The organism is Pseudomonas sp. VD-NE ins (genome assembly GCF_031882575.1).
GTDB classification, from domain to species: domain Bacteria; phylum Pseudomonadota; class Gammaproteobacteria; order Pseudomonadales; family Pseudomonadaceae; genus Aquipseudomonas; species Aquipseudomonas fluorescens_BZ.
On sequence record NZ_CP134772.1, the window covers coordinates 611,433 to 629,460 of the forward strand.

The 18,028-nt window shown below is 57.7% G+C and carries 8 protein-coding genes; 4 read left to right on the forward strand and 4 right to left on the reverse strand.

Features of this window, described 5'->3' with window-relative positions:
* Positions 1-13 precede the first annotated feature (13 nt).
* From rpsR to dnaB, 4 genes are all read left to right on the forward strand, one after another.
* Positions 14-244, forward strand: coding sequence for a 30S ribosomal protein S18 (rpsR, locus tag RMV17_RS02585; protein ID WP_002551829.1), 231 nt, complete (start codon positions 14-16; stop codon positions 242-244).
* 36 nt (positions 245-280) lie between these two features.
* Positions 281-1,174, forward strand: a complete 894-nt coding sequence (locus RMV17_RS02590; protein WP_016983782.1) for a hypothetical protein — start codon at positions 281-283, stop codon at positions 1,172-1,174.
* 19 nt (positions 1,175-1,193) lie between these two features.
* A complete protein-coding gene (gene rplI / locus RMV17_RS02595; RefSeq protein WP_003186385.1) occupies positions 1,194-1,640 on the forward strand; it encodes a 50S ribosomal protein L9 in 447 nt (148 codons plus the stop codon).
* Between the two features lie 119 nt (positions 1,641-1,759).
* The gene (gene dnaB, locus RMV17_RS02600) at positions 1,760-3,157 is read left to right on the forward strand and encodes a replicative DNA helicase (protein WP_007915846.1); all 1,398 of its coding nucleotides are present in this window, start codon (positions 1,760-1,762) and stop codon (positions 3,155-3,157) included.
* Positions 3,158-3,199: 42 nt separating this feature from the next.
* On the opposite strand, the gene RMV17_RS02605 is transcribed toward dnaB, so the two are convergent.
* The 4 genes from RMV17_RS02605 to RMV17_RS02620 all read right to left on the reverse strand — a co-directional run bounded on the left by RMV17_RS02605 (position 3,200) and on the right by RMV17_RS02620 (position 18,002).
* Positions 3,200-7,858, reverse strand: coding sequence for an NEL-type E3 ubiquitin ligase domain-containing protein (locus tag RMV17_RS02605; RefSeq protein WP_311885352.1), 4,659 nt, complete (start codon positions 7,856-7,858; stop codon positions 3,200-3,202).
* A 123-nt stretch (positions 7,859-7,981) separates the two neighbouring features.
* Positions 7,982-12,598, reverse strand: a complete 4,617-nt coding sequence (locus RMV17_RS02610; protein ID WP_311885354.1) for an NEL-type E3 ubiquitin ligase domain-containing protein — start codon at positions 12,596-12,598, stop codon at positions 7,982-7,984.
* Between the two features lie 188 nt (positions 12,599-12,786).
* A complete protein-coding gene (locus tag RMV17_RS02615) occupies positions 12,787-15,372 on the reverse strand; it encodes a hypothetical protein (protein WP_311885356.1) in 2,586 nt (861 codons plus the stop codon).
* A gap of 23 nt (positions 15,373-15,395) precedes the next feature.
* Complete coding sequence (locus RMV17_RS02620; protein WP_311885358.1) at positions 15,396-18,002, reverse strand: hypothetical protein; 2,607 nt, start codon at positions 18,000-18,002, stop codon at positions 15,396-15,398.
* Positions 18,003-18,028: the final 26 nt, after the last annotated feature.

Sequence of the window (18,028 nt, forward strand, 5' to 3'; positions counted from 1 at the left end):
AGGAGCCTATCAAATGGCACGTTTCTTCCGTCGTCGTAAATTCTGCCGTTTCACCGCTGAAGACGTGAAAGAGATCGATTACAAAGATCTCAACACTCTGAAAGCCTACGTATCCGAGACCGGCAAAATCGTTCCAAGCCGCATCACCGGTACCAAAGCTCGTTATCAGCGTCAGCTGGCCACCGCTATCAAGCGCGCCCGCTTCCTGGCCCTGCTGGCCTACACCGACAGCCACGGCCGCTGAGACCGGGCAGTCGACAAGTAGCAAAGGATTGAATGCATGCGTGCCTTAGCTGAGTTCATCATGCGAGGCCGTATGCAGGCCACTCTCGTGGTGGCCGGATGTGCAACATTGCCGTTGTTGTATTGGTTGGGCGCTGCCGCCGGGAGCCTTGTGCTGCTGCGGCGCGGACTGACGGACGCCTTGGGTGTTCTGTCTCTGGGGCTGCTGCCGGCATTGATCTGGTGGCTGTATGCCGATGACCCACGGGCACTTCTGGTGCTGCTGGGGTCTTCGGGACTTGCGTTGGTTTTGCGCGCAAGTGAGTCCTGGGTCCGCACGCTGCTGGTCAGCGTAGTGATTGGAGTGGTGTTTTCAGTGGTGCTCGGGGCTGCGTTTGCGGCCCAGATCGAGATGCTCGCGCAGGCCTTGATAAAGGTCATGCCGGCGCTTCTCGGTGAGACCTACAAGCAATTGTCGGTCGATGAGCAAGCGCGTTTCGCGTCCCTGATTGCACCAGTCCTGACCGGACTGATTGCGGCGTTGTTGCAGATCGTCAGCGTGCTGAGCCTGATTGTCGGGCGGCATTGGCAGGCGTTGTTGTACAACCCGGGTGGTTTTGGTCGCGAGTTTCGCGCCATCCGGATCCCGCTGGGGCCGGCGATGTTACTGCTGGCGTTGATGCTTCTGGGCCCGAATCTCGGTGCACAGATGGCCATGTTGACGCCGTTGTGCAGTGTACCGTTGGTGTTCGCCGGACTGGCCCTGATTCACGGGCTGGTCGGGCAGAAGCGACTGGCCGGTTTCTGGCTGGTGGGGTTGTACGTCACGCTGCTGTTGTTCATGCAGCTGATCTATCCGTTGCTCGTGGTTTTGGCCATTGTCGACAGCCTGATTGATTTTCGCGGTCGTCACGTGTCGAAAGACACCGATAACGCGAACGGTGAAGGTTAAAAGTTAAGAGGATTTCCACATGCAACTGATCCTTCTGGAAAAAATCGCCAACCTGGGCAACCTGGGCGACAAAGTAAACGTTAAGGCCGGTTACGGCCGTAACTACCTGCTGCCTTTCGGCAAAGCTACCGCTGCGACCGCTGCCAACCTGGCTGCGTTTGAAGAGCGTCGTGCCGAGCTGGAAAAAGCTGCCGCAGACCGTAAAGCATCGGCTGAAAGCCGTGCTGCCCAACTGGCCGAGCTGGAAGTGACCATCACTGCCACCGCTGGCGACGAAGGCAAGCTGTTCGGTTCGATCGGTACTCACGACATCGCTGACGCACTGACCGCCTCCGGCGTTGAAGTTGCGAAAAGCGAAGTTCGTCTGCCGAACGGCACCATCCGCAACGTGGGTGAATTCGACGTGGCTGTGCACCTGCACGCCGAAGTTGAAGCCACCGTACGCGTTGTCGTGGTAGCAGCTTAAGCAACACTGATCGGCTGGCGGCTTGTCCGCCAGACGGTTAACATCGGGCACGATCCTGTTTACAGGTCGTGCCCTTTGTCTTTCTGAATTCCCTGTTTTTCCAAACAACACAAGTGGCCATGAACGATATCTCCGCTCCCGAGCAATACGATCTGCAAACCGCTGCCCTGAAGGTGCCGCCGCATTCCATCGAAGCCGAACAGGCTGTACTCGGTGGTCTGATGCTGGACAACAACGCCTGGGAACGCGTGCTCGATCAAGTCTCCGACGGCGATTTCTATCGACATGACCACCGTCTGATTTTCCGGGCGATCGCCAAGCTGGCCGATCAGAACATGCCGATCGACGTCGTGACCCTGTCCGAACAACTGGACAAGGAGGGTCAGACCTCGCAAGTCGGCGGTCTCGGTTACCTTGGCGAACTGGCGAAAAACACGCCGTCCGTCGCCAACATCAAGGCCTATGCGCAGATCGTTCGCGAACGAGCGACCTTGCGCCAGTTGATCGGCATCAGCACCGAAATCGCCGACAGCGCCTTCAACCCTGAAGGCCGCACCGCTGCAGAGATTCTCGACGAAGCCGAACGGCAGATCTTCCAGATTGCCGAGGCCCGCCCGAAAACCGGTGGTCCAGTAGGCGTGAACGATTTGCTGACCAAGGCCATCGACCGCATCGACACCTTGTTCAACACCGACAACGCCATCACCGGCCTGTCCACCGGCTACACCGACCTCGACGAGAAGACCAGCGGCCTGCAGCCGTCCGACTTGATCATCGTCGCCGGCCGTCCGTCGATGGGTAAAACCACCTTCGCGATGAACCTGGTGGAAAACGCCGTGTTGCGCAGCGAGAAGGCGGTTCTGGTGTATTCCCTCGAGATGCCAGGTGAATCGCTGATCATGCGTATGCTGTCCTCGTTGGGCCGCATCGACCAGACCAAAGTGCGTTCCGGCCAACTGGAAGACGATGACTGGCCACGCCTGACCTCGGCGGTCAACCTGCTCAATGATCGCAAGCTGTTTATCGATGACACCGCCGGCATCAGCCCGTCGGAAATGCGTGCGCGGACCCGGCGTCTGGTGCGTGAGCACGGCGACGTCGGCCTGATCATGATCGACTACCTGCAGTTGATGCAGATCCCCGGTTCCAGCGGTGACAACCGGACCAACGAAATTTCCGAGATCTCGCGATCCCTGAAAGCGCTGGCCAAGGAATTCAACTGCCCGGTAGTGGCGTTGTCGCAGCTCAACCGCTCCCTCGAACAACGCCCGAACAAGCGTCCGGTGAACTCCGACTTGCGCGAATCCGGAGCGATCGAGCAGGACGCCGACGTGATCATGTTCGTGTACCGCGACGAGGTGTACCACCCGGAAACCGAGCACAAGGGCATCGCCGAAATCATCATCGGCAAACAGCGTAACGGCCCGATCGGTTTTATTCGCTTGGCGTTTATCGGCAAATACACACGCTTCGAAAACCTTGCGCCGGGCAGTTACAACTTCGACGACGACGAATAAATGTTGGCCGGAATCTTTCGGCCAACACCCGTATCTGTCGACTTATGCGCTTGCGCCCAGCGCTTCTTCAGCGGTGTTGGTCGCTGTGTACTCGGCAAGCTCTTGCCGGGTCAGTGTTTCGACCAATGCTGCTTCCTCAATCATCCACGATGCTCGCATCGCTTTGGATTGCGCGTCGTAATCGGCAAACGACAGCTCACCGGCCTCGTGTGACTCTGTGAGTGCCGCATGCCGATCCTGAAAGGGTTGGCGCTGTTCTTCGAAAAACTCCTGGTGCTTGTGGGTGAGGAATTTTTGCCAGAACTCTCTCGACACCAATTCCTGGAATTCTTCCGGAGAGTTATCCAGCGCGATGACTTTCTTGTACGCGTCCTCCAGTTGCGCTTCCGAAACGCTGGCCAGACGAGGAAATCCCATTCTGTCTGGTTGTCCCGGCAATTGCAGTCGGTCTTTCAACCCGTGGCGATAGAAGAGCCTGATTTCGACCTCCTCCGGAATATGAGGCGGTCCAAGTAATACTGCTTCTTCAGGTGACCTGGTTGCTGCAATCGCGGCTTCGCGTTGTGCAATGTCCGCCGAGGCAATTTTGTCGACTTCGTGCAAACGGAACAGCGCTTTGGATAATGCGAACAGTTTTGGCCCCTGCGCCTTGTCGCCGGCCTGGGCAAGGGCGGCATGCATCATCATTCTGGTTTCCAGATTGGCAAAGGTGAACGCTGCCCGATCGCAACAGGTTGCTTCACCCGCCCGATTGAACACTTCGCTGCGCAGACGTTCGGACTCTGGAGTGTTCTCGGTAATGCTGTCGATCAGCCTCCAGACTCGACTCTGAAGTTCCTCGTGACCGGTGGAAGGCTTCAGCAAGAGTTTTAATGTATTGAACAGGCCATCCGAGAGTGGCTGATTACGCAGGGTCTGCCACTGGATTCTTCTGGCTGCCAACTGTTCCGCCGTGAGTCCTGCTGTCCAGCGCGCCATGGAAGCACTAATGGTTCTCCTGTTGTTTGCACGAGGGCGACCTAGCGCTGTGTCGACCAGGTTTCTGGAGCCAGTCAGCGGAGTTCCGGCCTGTATCAGGCGGTCGTTGTACTCAGTCACCCGAGTCAGGGTCGCTGCGGACAGCGGATTATCGGCAATGTCCGTCACATTGTTGATGCGCACGGTGTGCGCCAGGCGCTCGTCCGGCGGTGCGATCAGAGAATCGGGAATCTGCGTGATTCGATTGTTGCTCAGGTTGATACTGTCCAACAGCGGCTGATCGGCAATGCCAGTCGGGAAGGTGTCAACACCGGTGTTGGCCAGATCGACCGCGCGCAGATCGACGATCGCGCTGAAATCCGGTGTGATGCCCAGTCGCGGGTTTTCATGCAGCAGAAGGGCTCGCAGGGTTGTTCGCTCTGACAGGATTCGGGCAGTATCGGCCGTCAGGGAAATCTGGTTTTCTTGTAGATATAGTCGCGTCAGTCCGTTCATTTCTCCAATGGCGGGTGGCAGTTCGCGCAATTGATTTCGCGCCATGACCAGCCACCGGACATGGCGAAAACGAGTCAGAAAACCTTCTGGCGAAGTGCTCAGTTGCATATTGCTCAGTTTGAGAGCGCCGACGTGACTGAAGTCCGCATCGATGTCCGGCAGGCTTGGCAGCCTCAGGCCACTCAAATCGAGAAGAAGGCCGATGGGCGTTCCGTCATTGGCCAGTTGTGGTTGTGTCTCCTGCCGCCAGCAACTGATAATCCGGTTACTGGCCGCGACCCTGTCAGGACAGGCTGTGGCGTTGAGTTCCAGTTGGTTCGCCCGAATGTATCCCGCGCGATTACCTGCGCCAGAGAAAACCCAGGCATCAAGCTGACGTTTCAGCGTGCCGAACTCCAGTTCGAGGCTGTGGACTTTAGCGGCCGCGGCATCACCGTCAAAGTTCCAGAGATATTCCCTGCACTGTTTGACATTCCTGTTTGGAAACAGTCGCCGGTAACGCTGCGTCAGCGAGTTGTCGCTATCAAACTTCACCTCGTAGTGAGAGTCCAGCAGATCGGGGGCTACCTCGTTTACACGCCGCCAGTATTTGTCGAAAATTTTCCAGTAATCGGGCGGGAAATCATTGCCATCGAGCAGCGTGCCGCGGTTGATGTGGGTGACCGCCAGCAACTGTTCTGGCGCCGGATTGATAAATTCCTGCGGCACTTCTTTCAAATGGTTATTGCGCAAATCAAGAGTGATCAAACCGGTCTTGTCCTGCAGTCCGGTCGGCCATTCATTGATCCCTGTTCCCTTCAAAAGCAGGTATTTCAACCCTGGCATGCTGCTGAAGTCAGGGAGCCGCGTCAGCTCAGGATTTTTGGACAGTTTGAGCGTTTCCAGGTGGCGCATGGCGCTGAGCGTTGCCGCACTTTGTTCGTCTAGTTGAAGTTGGTTATTACCCAGGTCGAGGTTGTTCAGTTTGTCCATTGCGGCAATGGATCGGGGTAAGGTTTCAATCCCGGAGTGCCTGATGGACAAGCGTGTCAGGTGAGTAAAGTTGGACAGGAATGTGTCCGCGTCACCCGACCAGACAACGTTGTCGAGATACAGGGATCTGACATGACTGAAGTCTGCGCGCAGGGCTGGGAGCGTCGCGTTGATGGAAAACATTTTCAGCGTTTCTCCAGAGTCTTGCAGCCAGCAGCCTCTGATGATTCTGGCGACGCGCTGCGCCTGTATTTTTGCGTTTGAGTCAGCGCTGGATGGGTCGGTCTGACTGCTGTCAACGTAGGCTTTCAACTGGGCCTCCAGCGAATCCAGTTCCTCGATGCGTCGAGCCAGTTTTATTTTGCCCTCATCATCCAGTCCGTTGAAAAAAACCCGAGCCTCTTGTGTGTTTTTGTTCGGGTAGAGCCGTTGCACTGTGGTGACCTCGGGCCTGTCACCCTCAAATCTGAATGCGCCGGCCAATGCGTTGGTGCTCAGCTGCGGGTGTTCGGTCGCCGCACGTTGCCAAAAAGCGTCAAGTTTTTCCCCGTAGTCGCGTGGGAAAGGATTGCCTTCGAACAGTGTGACGCTGTTGATCCGTGCGACCGCTTCGAACTCATCCGTCGAGGGGGTGAGATGGGCTTCTGGAACCTCGGTCAACTGGTTGTTGCGCAAGTCCAGCAGCGTCAGTTGTTGCAGATTGCACAAACCCGCAGGCCACTGATCCAGTTGTGCATTGCTCAGGTTCAGCGTTCCCAGTTCAGACATAGCGGAAAAATCAGGCGTTTTACCCAGTGGATTCCCAGACAGGTCAAGAATCTTGAGTTTGCCCAGGGTGCTCAGTTCTCCCGCCGTTTGCTCGTTGAGGGCAATACGGTTCGAACTCAGGTCCAGCTTGCTCAGGTTGGACATCTGCACAATGGCAGAGGGCAACGTACCCAGCGTTGAGCCAGTGATCTGCAGAGACTCCAGGCCGGAGAAATTGCCGAGAAATGTCTCGGCCGAGTCGGTCCAGTTGATCGATTGCAGCGTCAGTTGCCGAACATGGCTGAAATCCGCTGTCAACGCGGGCAGCGTTACGTTTCCGGCCTCCAGTCTGAGAATGTCCCTGCTCTGACGGCGCCAGCAAAGTTTGAGGCTTTTGGCCACCTGTTGCGCGTCGTTTCGCGATGTGCGAGGTGTCGACTCGAGGGAGGATTGCCTGATCCAGGCATTCAGTTCGACCTTAAGCGTTTTGTAGTCGGTTTCGCGGCGGGTCAAGCCTCCCGAGATGTCATCTCCCAGTGACGCGATGAAGCCACCTAGCTCGTCATCAGTGTGGTCCGGGAATAATTTTTTGGCGCGGGACTGCGGACTGCGTAATTGGTAGAGCGCCAGAGACAGTCGATCCCACAGCCCCAGACGCACAGGCGCACGACTGCCATCGCTGCGTATCATCCCGCCCGCACCGGCGACGGTGGTACCCACCCAGCCTTGTACGGCATCGAAAACAATCGGTTCCGACCTTCCCGGGCGCGTCGCGACATACCGGTTGGCGCTGTCACTGGCCACCGGGTCGTCGCTGCGCACTATGCGCATCACTGCCGCCAACGGGTTTGATTCATCGGCATCGTGCAGGACCTGATAGGCGTGGTTTTCGATCACCACGTAGAGCTTGCCGTCAAATCGATGAAGTCCGTCGTTGCCGGGTTCTGCGTGGCTGAAATCCAGCCCTGTGCGAAACGGTTCCAGCCGGGTTTCGCTTAAACGAAAGGTGTTCGGTTCAAAGTCTTCCAGCTTGTGCCACAGCCCGCTTCCGGGATCACGCAGGAGCAATGGGCCGGACGGTTTTGATTCGCTCGACAACCTGGCCCGCATCAGGCCGGTAAGCGGATCCTTGCCAACCTGCACGATGCCGCCGTCGGCCATTTCAGCGTAGTGACGACTCTTGTGCGTCCTTAAACCGTTGGCATCGGCTGGCGCCAGTCCCGGCGCTGCGGCGAGCCGGTAATCTTCCAGTGGCCGATTGCCCGGAAGGGATATGTCTGGCGCCGAAGGGGGCGAATGCACCGTGATGGAGGGTGCCGGCTCGATCACGTCGAGGTCGGTTCGCGCCCCTGATCTGCCCGGTCGCGGTGAATGGCCGCCCGCTGTCGAGATATCAATACCTGTGGTCGGTGGCAGGTCAAGGCGCGGGGTGTTTACCTCTGGTGCGGTCTTCGGGGGAACGAGGGGGGGACGGGGAGTGTTGCCATTAGGAGGCCGTTTAACGGACATGGTTTATTTCCTTATAAGGTGTGCGCATCAGCGGGCATAGGCTGATGGCAGGGTCGGCGTCATTGCCTGAAAGACGAGTGACAGTTGGCCAGAATCATTTGGCCAACTGTCACGTTGCATCGATTACAGCGTTGCGCCACTCGGTCCCGGCGTTTCAGCCGTAGGCTGGACGTTGGCAGAAGTGGATGCTTGAGGTTGCAGTTCCTGCCGCGTCAGCGTCTGAATCAAGGCCGCTTCCATAACTGCCAGCTGTGCTGTCACATCATCGGTTTGTGATTGGTATTGAGCTTCGGTCAGCAGGCCTTGTGACGACTGACTGTCGAGAATGTCTTGCCGATCCCGAAACGGTTGACGGCTCGCATCGAATTGCGGCTGGTATTTGTGAATGATGAAGTCTTGCCACAAATCCATCGAGACCAACGCCTGAAACTCTTCCGGCGAACCATTCAAAGCTCTGACTTTTCGATAAGCCGCGTTCAGCATTGCCGGGGTAACGCCGGCCATTTCGGAATAAGCGACGATATCTGGCTGAAACGGCAATTGCAGGCGTTCCGCAAGACCAAAACGGTAGGCCATGGTCATTTCGTGCGGATCGCGTATGCGCTCACGTTGGCGCTCTCGCAGCTGCCGGGAGGCTGTCGGATCGTTGGCGATGGCCGTGCTCGCTGCGAGGTCTGCCGCCGCGATGTCGTCGACTTGCTTCAGACGAAAGAACTGTCTGGACAACTCCACCAATGGCGCGCCATTCAGATCCAGTCCGGCTTGCACGCGAGCCTTGTAAGTCGCGGTCAGAATTTGCAGGTCGGTAAAGGTGGCGGCGTTGAGGTCACGGCAACCGGCTTCGCACGCACGATCCAAAAGCTCTCTGCGCAAGGCTTTCGATCGCGGATCGGTTCCGGTGATGAAGTCGATCACGTCCCAGGCCTGGCGCCGGAAATCAGGATGGTGGCCAAGTTTTTCAAGTATGTTGATAAAGCCGGCCGAGCCCTCCATTTCTTGCAACCTGAGCCATTGAGCTTTTCTGGCAGTTGCCTGAGCATCGGTCAACCCCTGAGTCCAGCGCGAGTTCAGCATCGGCCTGTTTATTGTACGGCGGGGTCGTACGACAGAGGAGGTGATCAGGTTGTCCCCGCTCTCCAGCGATAACCCGGCCATTCTCAGTCGCTCATTGTAGGCGTGAAGCCGAGAGCGGGTCGCGTCAGACAACGGATTGTTGTGCACCAAAGTGCCTGAGTTGACCTGCACCGAATGCGCGAGGCGCTCCGGGGGCGGTGCTGTGACAAAGTCAGGGATCGTGGTGATCCGATTGTCGTGCAGCTCGATCGTGGCCAGCCGGGGTTGATCAAACAGGCCGGTCGGCCATTGGTTGATCCCTGTGTTATTCAGCGTGACGCTGCGCATATCGGGAATCTGGCTGAAGTCCGGTATCACGCCGAGTTGGCGATTGTTGTGTATCCAGAGTGCTCTGAGGGTGGTGCGCTCGGCCAGTATCTGCGCCGTCTCTGCGGTGAGTTCCAGCTGGTTGTCGTGCAGAAGCAGGCGTGTCATTCCATGCATTTCCCCTAGCGCCGGGGGTAAATCCCTGAGCCGGTTATTCGACATGTCCAGCCAGCGCACATGACGAAAACGAGTGAGGAAACCTTCCGGAGACGTTGCCAGGTTCATGCCGCTCAATCTGAGTGAGCCAACATGGGCGAAGTCGACGCTCAGGTCCGGCAGGGTCGGCAGTATCAGGCCGCTCAGGTCCAGTTCCAGGCCGATCGGCGTGCCGTCGGCTGCGTGCATCTGCGGCGTTTCGCCTCGCCAGCAACGGATGATTCGTTCCCGCGCTGTGTTGCGGTCATTACGGGTTACAGCGTTGATCTGCAGTCGATTGAACCGCGTGTACTGCAGCCGGTTGCGGTCTCCGGAATATACCCAGTCATCGAGCTGGATTTTCAGCAGGTCGAACTCTTGTTCCCGAGCGAGCAAGCTGGATACCACGGTGGCTTTGTCAGGATTCCAGATAAACTCCCTGCATTCCTTGATGCTCTTGGCCGGGTACAGTTTTCTGAAACGCTGCACCCTGGATTTCTCGCTATCGAAAGCCGCGGGGTGTGCCGGTTCCATCAGCTCAGGATGAGACTTTTGCAGGCGCCGCCAGTAGAAGTCGAATTTTCTCCAGTATTGGGAGGGGAACATATTGCCCTCAAGCCGCGTGACATTGTTGATCCGCGCGACGATGGGCAGCGCCTCGTCTGTCGGGTCGAGGTTCGCCTCGGGGACCTCGGTCAAGCGGTTGTTGCGCAGGTTCAGGCTGGTCAAACCGGTTTTGTCCTGCAGCCCCGCAGGCCACTGATTGAGGCCCGTGTTCTCCAGGTTCAACACCCGCAACCCGGACATGGCGCTGAAATCAGGCACTGCATGCAGTGGGTTGTTGGACAGATCGATATGTTTCAAGTGGCGTAACGAACCCAGCGCCAAAGCGCTTTGCTCATCCAGTTTTATCCGGTTCGAACTCAGGTTCAGAAATCTGAGCTTGTCCATCTCGGCGATTTTGCCGGGCAGTTTATCAATGCCGGACTTTACGATGGTCAGGTTGCTCAGATTGGGACAGTTGGACAAAAGAGTATTGGCGGTGTCGGACCAGGTCACCGAGTCGAGAGTGAGCGATCTGACATGACTGAAATCCACGGTCAGCAACGGCAGTGGACCGTACACCGGTGGCAGCATCAGCACGCCATTCGATTCCCCCAGCCAGCAATCTCTGATGATTTTCGCCACGAGGGTTGCGTCGGTTTCTTTCTGACGCCTGACGCTGGTCGAGGCGGCTCGACGGTCGGCTATGTAGGTTTGCAGTTGAGTTTCCAGCAGATCGAACACTGCAACGCGTCGGGTTATCTGCTCTTCGGCGCCATCACCCAGGCCGATCAAATATTTCCTGGCGGCTTGCGGACTCTTGGCCGGGTACATGCGGCGTACCATCGCCACTTCGGGAATATCCCCATCCAGTCTGAACGCGTCTACGCGGGGGCCAGTGCGCATTGCCGGATAATCGGCCACCACTCGCTGCCAATAAACCTCGAGCGATCGCCAATAGCCCGCAGGGAAGGGGTTGCCTTCAATCAGCGTGACCGAGTTGATGCGGGCGATGGCCAGAAGCTGATCGCCTGGCGGGTTGAGGATTGACTGCGGAATTTCGCGCAGCTGGTTGTTACGCAAGTCGACCACTTCCAGTGCCAGCTGATCGTGCAGACCGGTCGGCCAATGATCCAGTTGCGCATTGCTCAGGTTCAACGATTGAAGTTGCGACAGGCTACTGAAGTCCGGCGTTCTTACAAGCGGGTTGCCCGACAGGTCGAGGTGTTCGAGCTGGTTGAAGCCGCGCAGTTTTGCCGCGGTTTGCTCACTCAGCCCGATCCGGTTCGAGTTCAGGTCCAGGGCCTTGAGATCAGTCATCTGCGCGATACCCAGTGGCAGCTTGTCCAGCGACGAGTGGGTTACCGACACTTTTTCGAGGTTGGGGAAACAGCCAAGAAAGGTTTCAGCGGTGTCTGACCAAGCGACTGCCTTTAGCTCCAGCGCCCGGACATGGCTGAAGTCTGCGGTCAGCGGCGCAAGGATCGCGTCGCCCAGTTCAAGCTTCAGCGTGGTCCCGGTTTGCCGTTTCCAGCAGCGTTTTATTTCTTCGACGGCACGCTCCACCGAGGGATGTGCTGTTTTGTCCGGCGATTGCGAGGACGTCTTCTTGATCCAGGACGCGAGGTCCGTCTTCAGTGCCTGGTATGTCGCCTCCTGCAGGGTCAGATAGTCGCGGACGCCATTCCCCTGCGAACGCAGAAGATTGGTGATGTCGTCGCGTACGAGGCCCGGAAACAGCCTCTCTGCGCGGGCCCGTGGTGGCAGCAATTGTCTGATTGCCGTGGCCAGTCGCTCACGCAGACTTGGGTGCGCGGGGGCGCCTGGCTCACTGCGGAACATCCCGCCGACGCCGCCTACCGCGGTACCGAGCCAGCCTTCACTGGCATCGAAAATAATCGGTTCCGAGCGCCCCGGACGCGTGGCGATGTAGGTATTTGTGGGGTGATCGGCCACCGGATCCTGCGCTCGGACGATACGCATCACCGGGGTTGACGGGGTCGAGGCGTCGATGTCGTGCAGTACCTGATAGCTGTGCCCGTCGATTACGACGTAGAACTTGTCATTGAAGCGGTGTAGTCCATCGATGCCGCTTTGAACGCCGCTGAAATCCAGTGGCACACGGAATGCTTCCAGGCGCGTGGCCGACAGCGGCACACCGATCGGCTCGAACTGCCCCAGCTCATGCCAGGCACCGGTGCTGGAGTCGCGTAGCAACGCAGGCCCCGAGGGTATGGCTTCGCTCGGCAGTTTGGCTCGATAAAGACCCGTTTCCGGATCCTTGTCGACCTGCACGATGCCGCCGTCGGCCAACTCGGCATATTGCCGTCCTTTGTGTTCCCGTAAACCTTCAGCATTGGCTTGTTGCAAGGCGGCTGGCGCTGGACGCCGAAAATGTTCCAGCGACTGAGATTCCGCGGCTGAGGTTTGTATCGGCATCGATGTCGGGTGAACGGTGATGGTGGGGGCGGGCAGGATCGTCTCCAGGTCCGCGCCAGCGGTTGTCTTGCCAGGTCGCGTTGCACTGCCGATCAGTATTGAAGAGCCGACGTCGGTACGCGGTAGCGTGTCAGGGCGCGGAATCTCCAGCTCCGGTGATGTGCCAGGGCGCGGGTTATTCACCTGTGGCGGTGTGCCAGGGCGTGCTGGTGGAGGGAGGCCAGAGGAGCCTCCATAAGTCGTTTTTATGGGCATTGTCATTCTATCCTTGAAAAATGGCCGATCTGTTCTCGCGGGTGAGAACAGACCGGACGTTCGGCGTCTTGCCGGATCAGGGTGTTGCTGCCAGCCCCGTTACCGGGGCTGGATATTCATTGGGGGGGCTCAGCGGCGCTGCTGGCGAGTGCGAACAATTTGCTGGCTGTGTTGCCATCGAACGTTTGACGCCAAATGTCGACATGCGGCAAGCCGGCCCGCGCATCGCGGCGCTGGGATTCAATACCCCGTTTGCTCTGCTCAAGCGTTTTAAGATGACCACCATCGATGCGGGCGAAACTCAGAGGCAGGCTGTCATGCCGGTCATAATGAAAATGCGCTTCCCATAATGGACGTTTGTTGGCGCGATCCCTGATCGAAAACACATCCAGAAACGACTTCTTCTCGCCTTTGCCGATTGGTTTGCGATCCACGGTCTTGTGTACGGATACTTCGGCGTGATCCATCAGATAGTTCAGGCGCATGACATCCAGCACATCCTTGCTCTTGAACTTGCGTAACAGGATTTGTTGCGCTTCGGTCTCCAACCGTTGGCCAGCGGTTTTCAGTTGCCCGGCAAGGGCAGTGACTTCACTATCGTTGGCAGCGTTTTCGTAGTGCTCCAGCCGTCTTGCCTGCTCATGAAGCAATTTGGCGGCGCTCTCCAGATCATCGACGATGTTGGCTGTCATTTCCTTTTTGCCGACTCTCGTTCCGGCTTCGGCAATTTCCTGATCAACGTTGGCCAGTAGCCGCTTTGCCGTGCGCACGAGTTCCGGCCTCGGAGACCGGGTGAGGGGCGGGCGTACGGGCTGCCACTCACCCTGCCTTTTTTCGTACCGTTGCGCCGGGCCATCCGGCTGGAAAGGGTTGCAAACTTTGACGGTCACACTGCCGTCCGGGGCCGTTTCCGTATCGCCCACCAAGACCCTGGAAGTACCGTGCTGGCGAGTTCGAAACACTTTCCTGGGTGGGGCGGGACGAGAGGCTTCGCCATCGAGAGGCTGAGGAGGAATGAAGTCGAAATCGATGTCCTGATCAAGGCTCGGCAGTTCGGTGCGGCGATCGAACGCGTCGAGGATGTCAGTCAGTCGGCGCTCGACGCGTTGTTCGAATGGCTCGGTCAGGGCAATGATTTGCTTGATGTATTCAGCGTCGGGACCATTGTCGGCCAGCCGTATTTCAAATCTGTTCTTGTCGTTTCTGATCTGGTCCAGCGTCAACATCAGCACCATCGGATGTTTGTTCCGGGGAAGGTTGGCGAGATCGCCAGTGAACAGGTCGATGGACACAAGCGAGGGCATGATTGTGCTGGGCGCATGCTCGGGTGTACCTGCAAGCAGGTGGACGTTGAGAGTCAGTTTGTTGAAATTGATGCGCTCGGCCGACGGCACTTGCTGCCTGAGTTCTTCAAGTGTCGGAGCCGTTCCGGGATCGGCTTTTCTGATCTCGGCCATCATCACTTCACGTTCTTCGATATATCTCAGTTTCTTGTTCAGGTGGGCGATGGCCCTCTTGCAACTGTCGGCGTCCAGCATGGAAAGCGCAGGCCTCACCCGCCAGTCCATGACCGCCATGAGCCGGTTGATTGTTTCCACATAGTCCATCCTGAACGTGCTCAGTTCCCGCTTGTACGCACCGCTTATTTTAAGGAGGATCAGCCATCGCTTGTTTAACACTACCGACTCTATGAAATCCGCTTGCAGGTGGTTGTGCTTGAGCAAACTCACTTCGAGGGTGAGCAGTTTTACGTTTCTTTCTGCACTGTCCCCCGGTAATGCGGTGATTTCATCCCACAGGGTGTTATGCAGCTTATTCGACTTGTCCAGCGCTGTGTGCTTCCTCTTGATAGGTGCATACATCTGCATCAGGTTTTCTATGCTTAATTGCGCGATCTCGGCATCCTGCAGGTCAGCCTTCCGGGGCGGTAAATGGTAGACCCAGGCATCGCCGTCCTCTCGCCTGACGGACCGCGTTTCGCCGCTGCGGCTGGCCCGGTAGATATTCGCGTTATCGCTTGCCACGGGGTCTTTCTGGTTGATGATTCGCCATGCTTTTTGTGTCGCAGTGGATGCGCTCACATCGTGCATGACTTGATAAGCGTGGCTGTGAAGGCGCAGGTACAGGCGATTATCGTGGCGAAATATTCCTTCGCCGTTGGCCACGATGCCAGTGAGTTCCAGATCCGTGCGAAAGGTCTGCAAGTGGGTATCGAGCAAGGTAACGGTGTCACCGTCATGGATCGGCTGCCATAGATGCCTGTCGCTGTCGCGCAGCAGCAACGGGCCTGAGGCAACACGTTCGGATTCAAGTCGGGCACGGTAGAGCCCGGTCTCTGGATCGACGGCGACCATCACCACGCCACCGTTTTCCACATCGACATAGTCGCGCTCCCGGTACACTCTGAAACCCTCGGCATTGGCCTGTGGCAAACGCTCAGATGCCTTGACCAGGTAGTGCTCCAGCGGTCGCTGCCGCGCTGTATCGATGTTGACGAGGGGCGCTGTCGAGTGCGTCATGACGACGAGGGCCGGTTTTGTCGCCGCAGGCTCGGCAACACGTTGGGAACTGGTCTGTCGCGTCTGGATGTCGAGGGGTAATGGTGGTTCAAGTCTCGTGTGCGGTGCTTGTCCTGAATTGTCGTGCGGTGTCGCATCCGGGGGCGTCGGGCGCTTGCCACGGATGTTTTTTTTGGGAGCCATGTTTTTTCATCCTTGAAAAATGCTTACTCGCCCTGGTTCTGGGGGGCGTGATTTGGGGAAGCCAGCTGGAATATTCTTTGCGCTGTCGACAGGTCGATGTCTTCTCGCCAGATACGTACATGCGGGCGGCCGGCCAGTTCATCCCGGCGTTGGGATGACGTCCCCAGCCTGTTTTGCTCACGGGTTTTCAAATGGCCGCGGCGCTGGATGAACTCCAGCCCGGGAGTGTCTTTTGCAGGGTAGTGAAAGTGGGCGTACCACAGCGTTATGCCGGTCAGCCTGTCGTTCAGCGCATAGACGTCGAGGAAGTCCTTTTCATTGCCTTTGCCCAACTGCACCCGGGTCTGGATTCGACTGGCGTCCAGATGGTCATGGCTGATCAGATACGAGACCCGATCAACGCTCAGCCAGGCAGGGTCTTTGTACAGTCGTACGCGAATCTGTTCGCCTTCCCTGAGCAAACGCTGACGGTCCTGATTCAAGCGTTGCAGCAGAGGCGCAATGTCGCGGTTGGCCGGATTCGGTGAGCCTTCGATCTGCCGGGCAAGCTCGTCGAGGTCGTCGGTGTGCTCTGTCAAAGACTCGACAATGCTGTTGGCGTTGCGTCTATGGCGTTCATCGTACAAGGCGCTGTTCAGTCGGGACCTGGAATGCGTCAGCAATTGGTCTGCCTGGTTGATCAGCGTCGCGAGGTTTCGTCGTTGCCGGGCGACCTGTCTGCGCCATTCCCCATCACGGCGTTCAAAGGTTTGCAGGACCTCGGTCGGGTCAAGGGGGTTGAGCACGTCGATCAGCTCTTCGCCGGCATCGGTGCGGCGTGGCCGACCGACGCGGATCTTGTAGACGCCGTTGTGTTTGCTGCGGAACATTTTCCTCGATGCCGAGACAGACTGGTTCTGGCCTTGTGTCGGAATGAAATCGAAATCTATCGGTTGCAGGTGCGGCGGCAACGCGGACGTTTCTTCCTGCGCGAGGTGATAATGATGCAGGTGCTGCTCCAGGGTGTTCTCGAATCGTTGGATCGCCTGAGTGATTTCCTGGCATGAATGAGCGTGCTGCGGATCGGGGGGTAGCTGCAGCTTTTCGAACGACGCTCTGATTATGGATGCCTCATCGAGCAGGTCGCTGAGTACCGGGATGCGTGTGTCGACTGGAATGCTGTCGATGTCCCGGAAGGCCCACGTCACATCTGCGAAACAGGAGGCAAGATACTTGGCGCGGATATTATTGACATCGACTGTTGCCTGCGCGTCGATGAACATTCGGCTTTTGGCGAAGACCCAGAATGCAATGTTCTGATGCATTTCTATCGGGTCGTGGCTTGCTTCCTTCAGTTCACTCGGTTCCACGCGCCATTTGCTCACGAGTTCATCGGCGATGTCCTGACGTTTTTTCAGAATGACCAGTTTATTGTCCAGATGGGCTACCACGGAGGCATATTCTGCGGGGGGGCCTTCGAAGATCCTCGGGTTGTCCAGTAGCTTGCGCGAATCGCTGGCGACAATGAGTTCGCTGTACGCCAGCATTCGTCGTTTCTGCAGCGCGATGATTTTTTTTTGATAGATATCGCGACCTGTGGCCGCGACAAGTTCTTTCTTTTGCCCGGTATGCAGATCGAATGAGCGTTGCAGAATCTCCAGTTCCTGTTGGTGCTGGGCTTCGAGGCGCTCGAGCAAATTGCGTTCGTGCACCGTACCTTTCACCTTTGGCCACAGGTTCTGTAGTCGGTCCCCGATGGCCGAAGCGTTCTTGAATTGCAGATCCAGATCGAGAATCTCGAGCGCGAGGTTGGGGGAAAGAGAAGCGTCGTTACGATCGGTCCTGCGTCGCCCCCCTCCCGCGCCGCCCACCAGCGTTCCCACCCAGCCATCGACATCGAAAACAACCGGCTCCGATCTTCCCGGGTGGCCAGCGACGTAATCATTGCCGGAGTCGTCAGCCCTGGAACTGTCGGAGTGGATTATGCGCATCACGGTCCTTGCCGGTGAGGATGCCTCGACATCATGCAAGACTTGATAAGCACGGTTTTCGATGACCACATACAGCTTGTTGTCGTATCGATACAAGTGATCCTGACCGGGTTTTACACCCGTGAAATCCAGATCGCTGGCAAAGGTTTGCAGGCGCGCAGCGGACAAAGGAAAGGTGCTCGGCTCGAACGCCTCCAGTGGATGCCAGAGCAAGTCGTCGGGATCACGCAGAAGCGCTGGCCCGGAAGCGATTCGTTCGCTGGGCAGCTTCGCTCGGTACAGACCGGTCTGCGGGTCCGCCACGACATGCACGATGCCGCCGTCCGGCACATCAACGTAGCGGCGGTCCTTGAATGTCCTGAAACCTTCTGCGTCGGGAAGAGGTAGCGAGATCTGTTCGTCGACCCGGTAATGCTCGAGCTTCAGGGGCGACGTCGGTGCTCCGTGATCAGCCGAGGGTATCTGGCTGATCACGACCGAGGGTGCCGGAGTAATGGCCTCCAGGTCAGTTCCCGCCATGGTTCTGCCGGACGCATGCCCGGGGCGCCGGGGCACTGCGTCGGGTGGCACAAACGGACGCGGCACAGGCTGGGAGGGTGGCTCGTGGGGATGATGGATTTCGGCGGTAACGATGCGTTTGGGTGGTGATTTGGGCGACATTTCTTCGTCCTTGAAGAAAGGGTGGA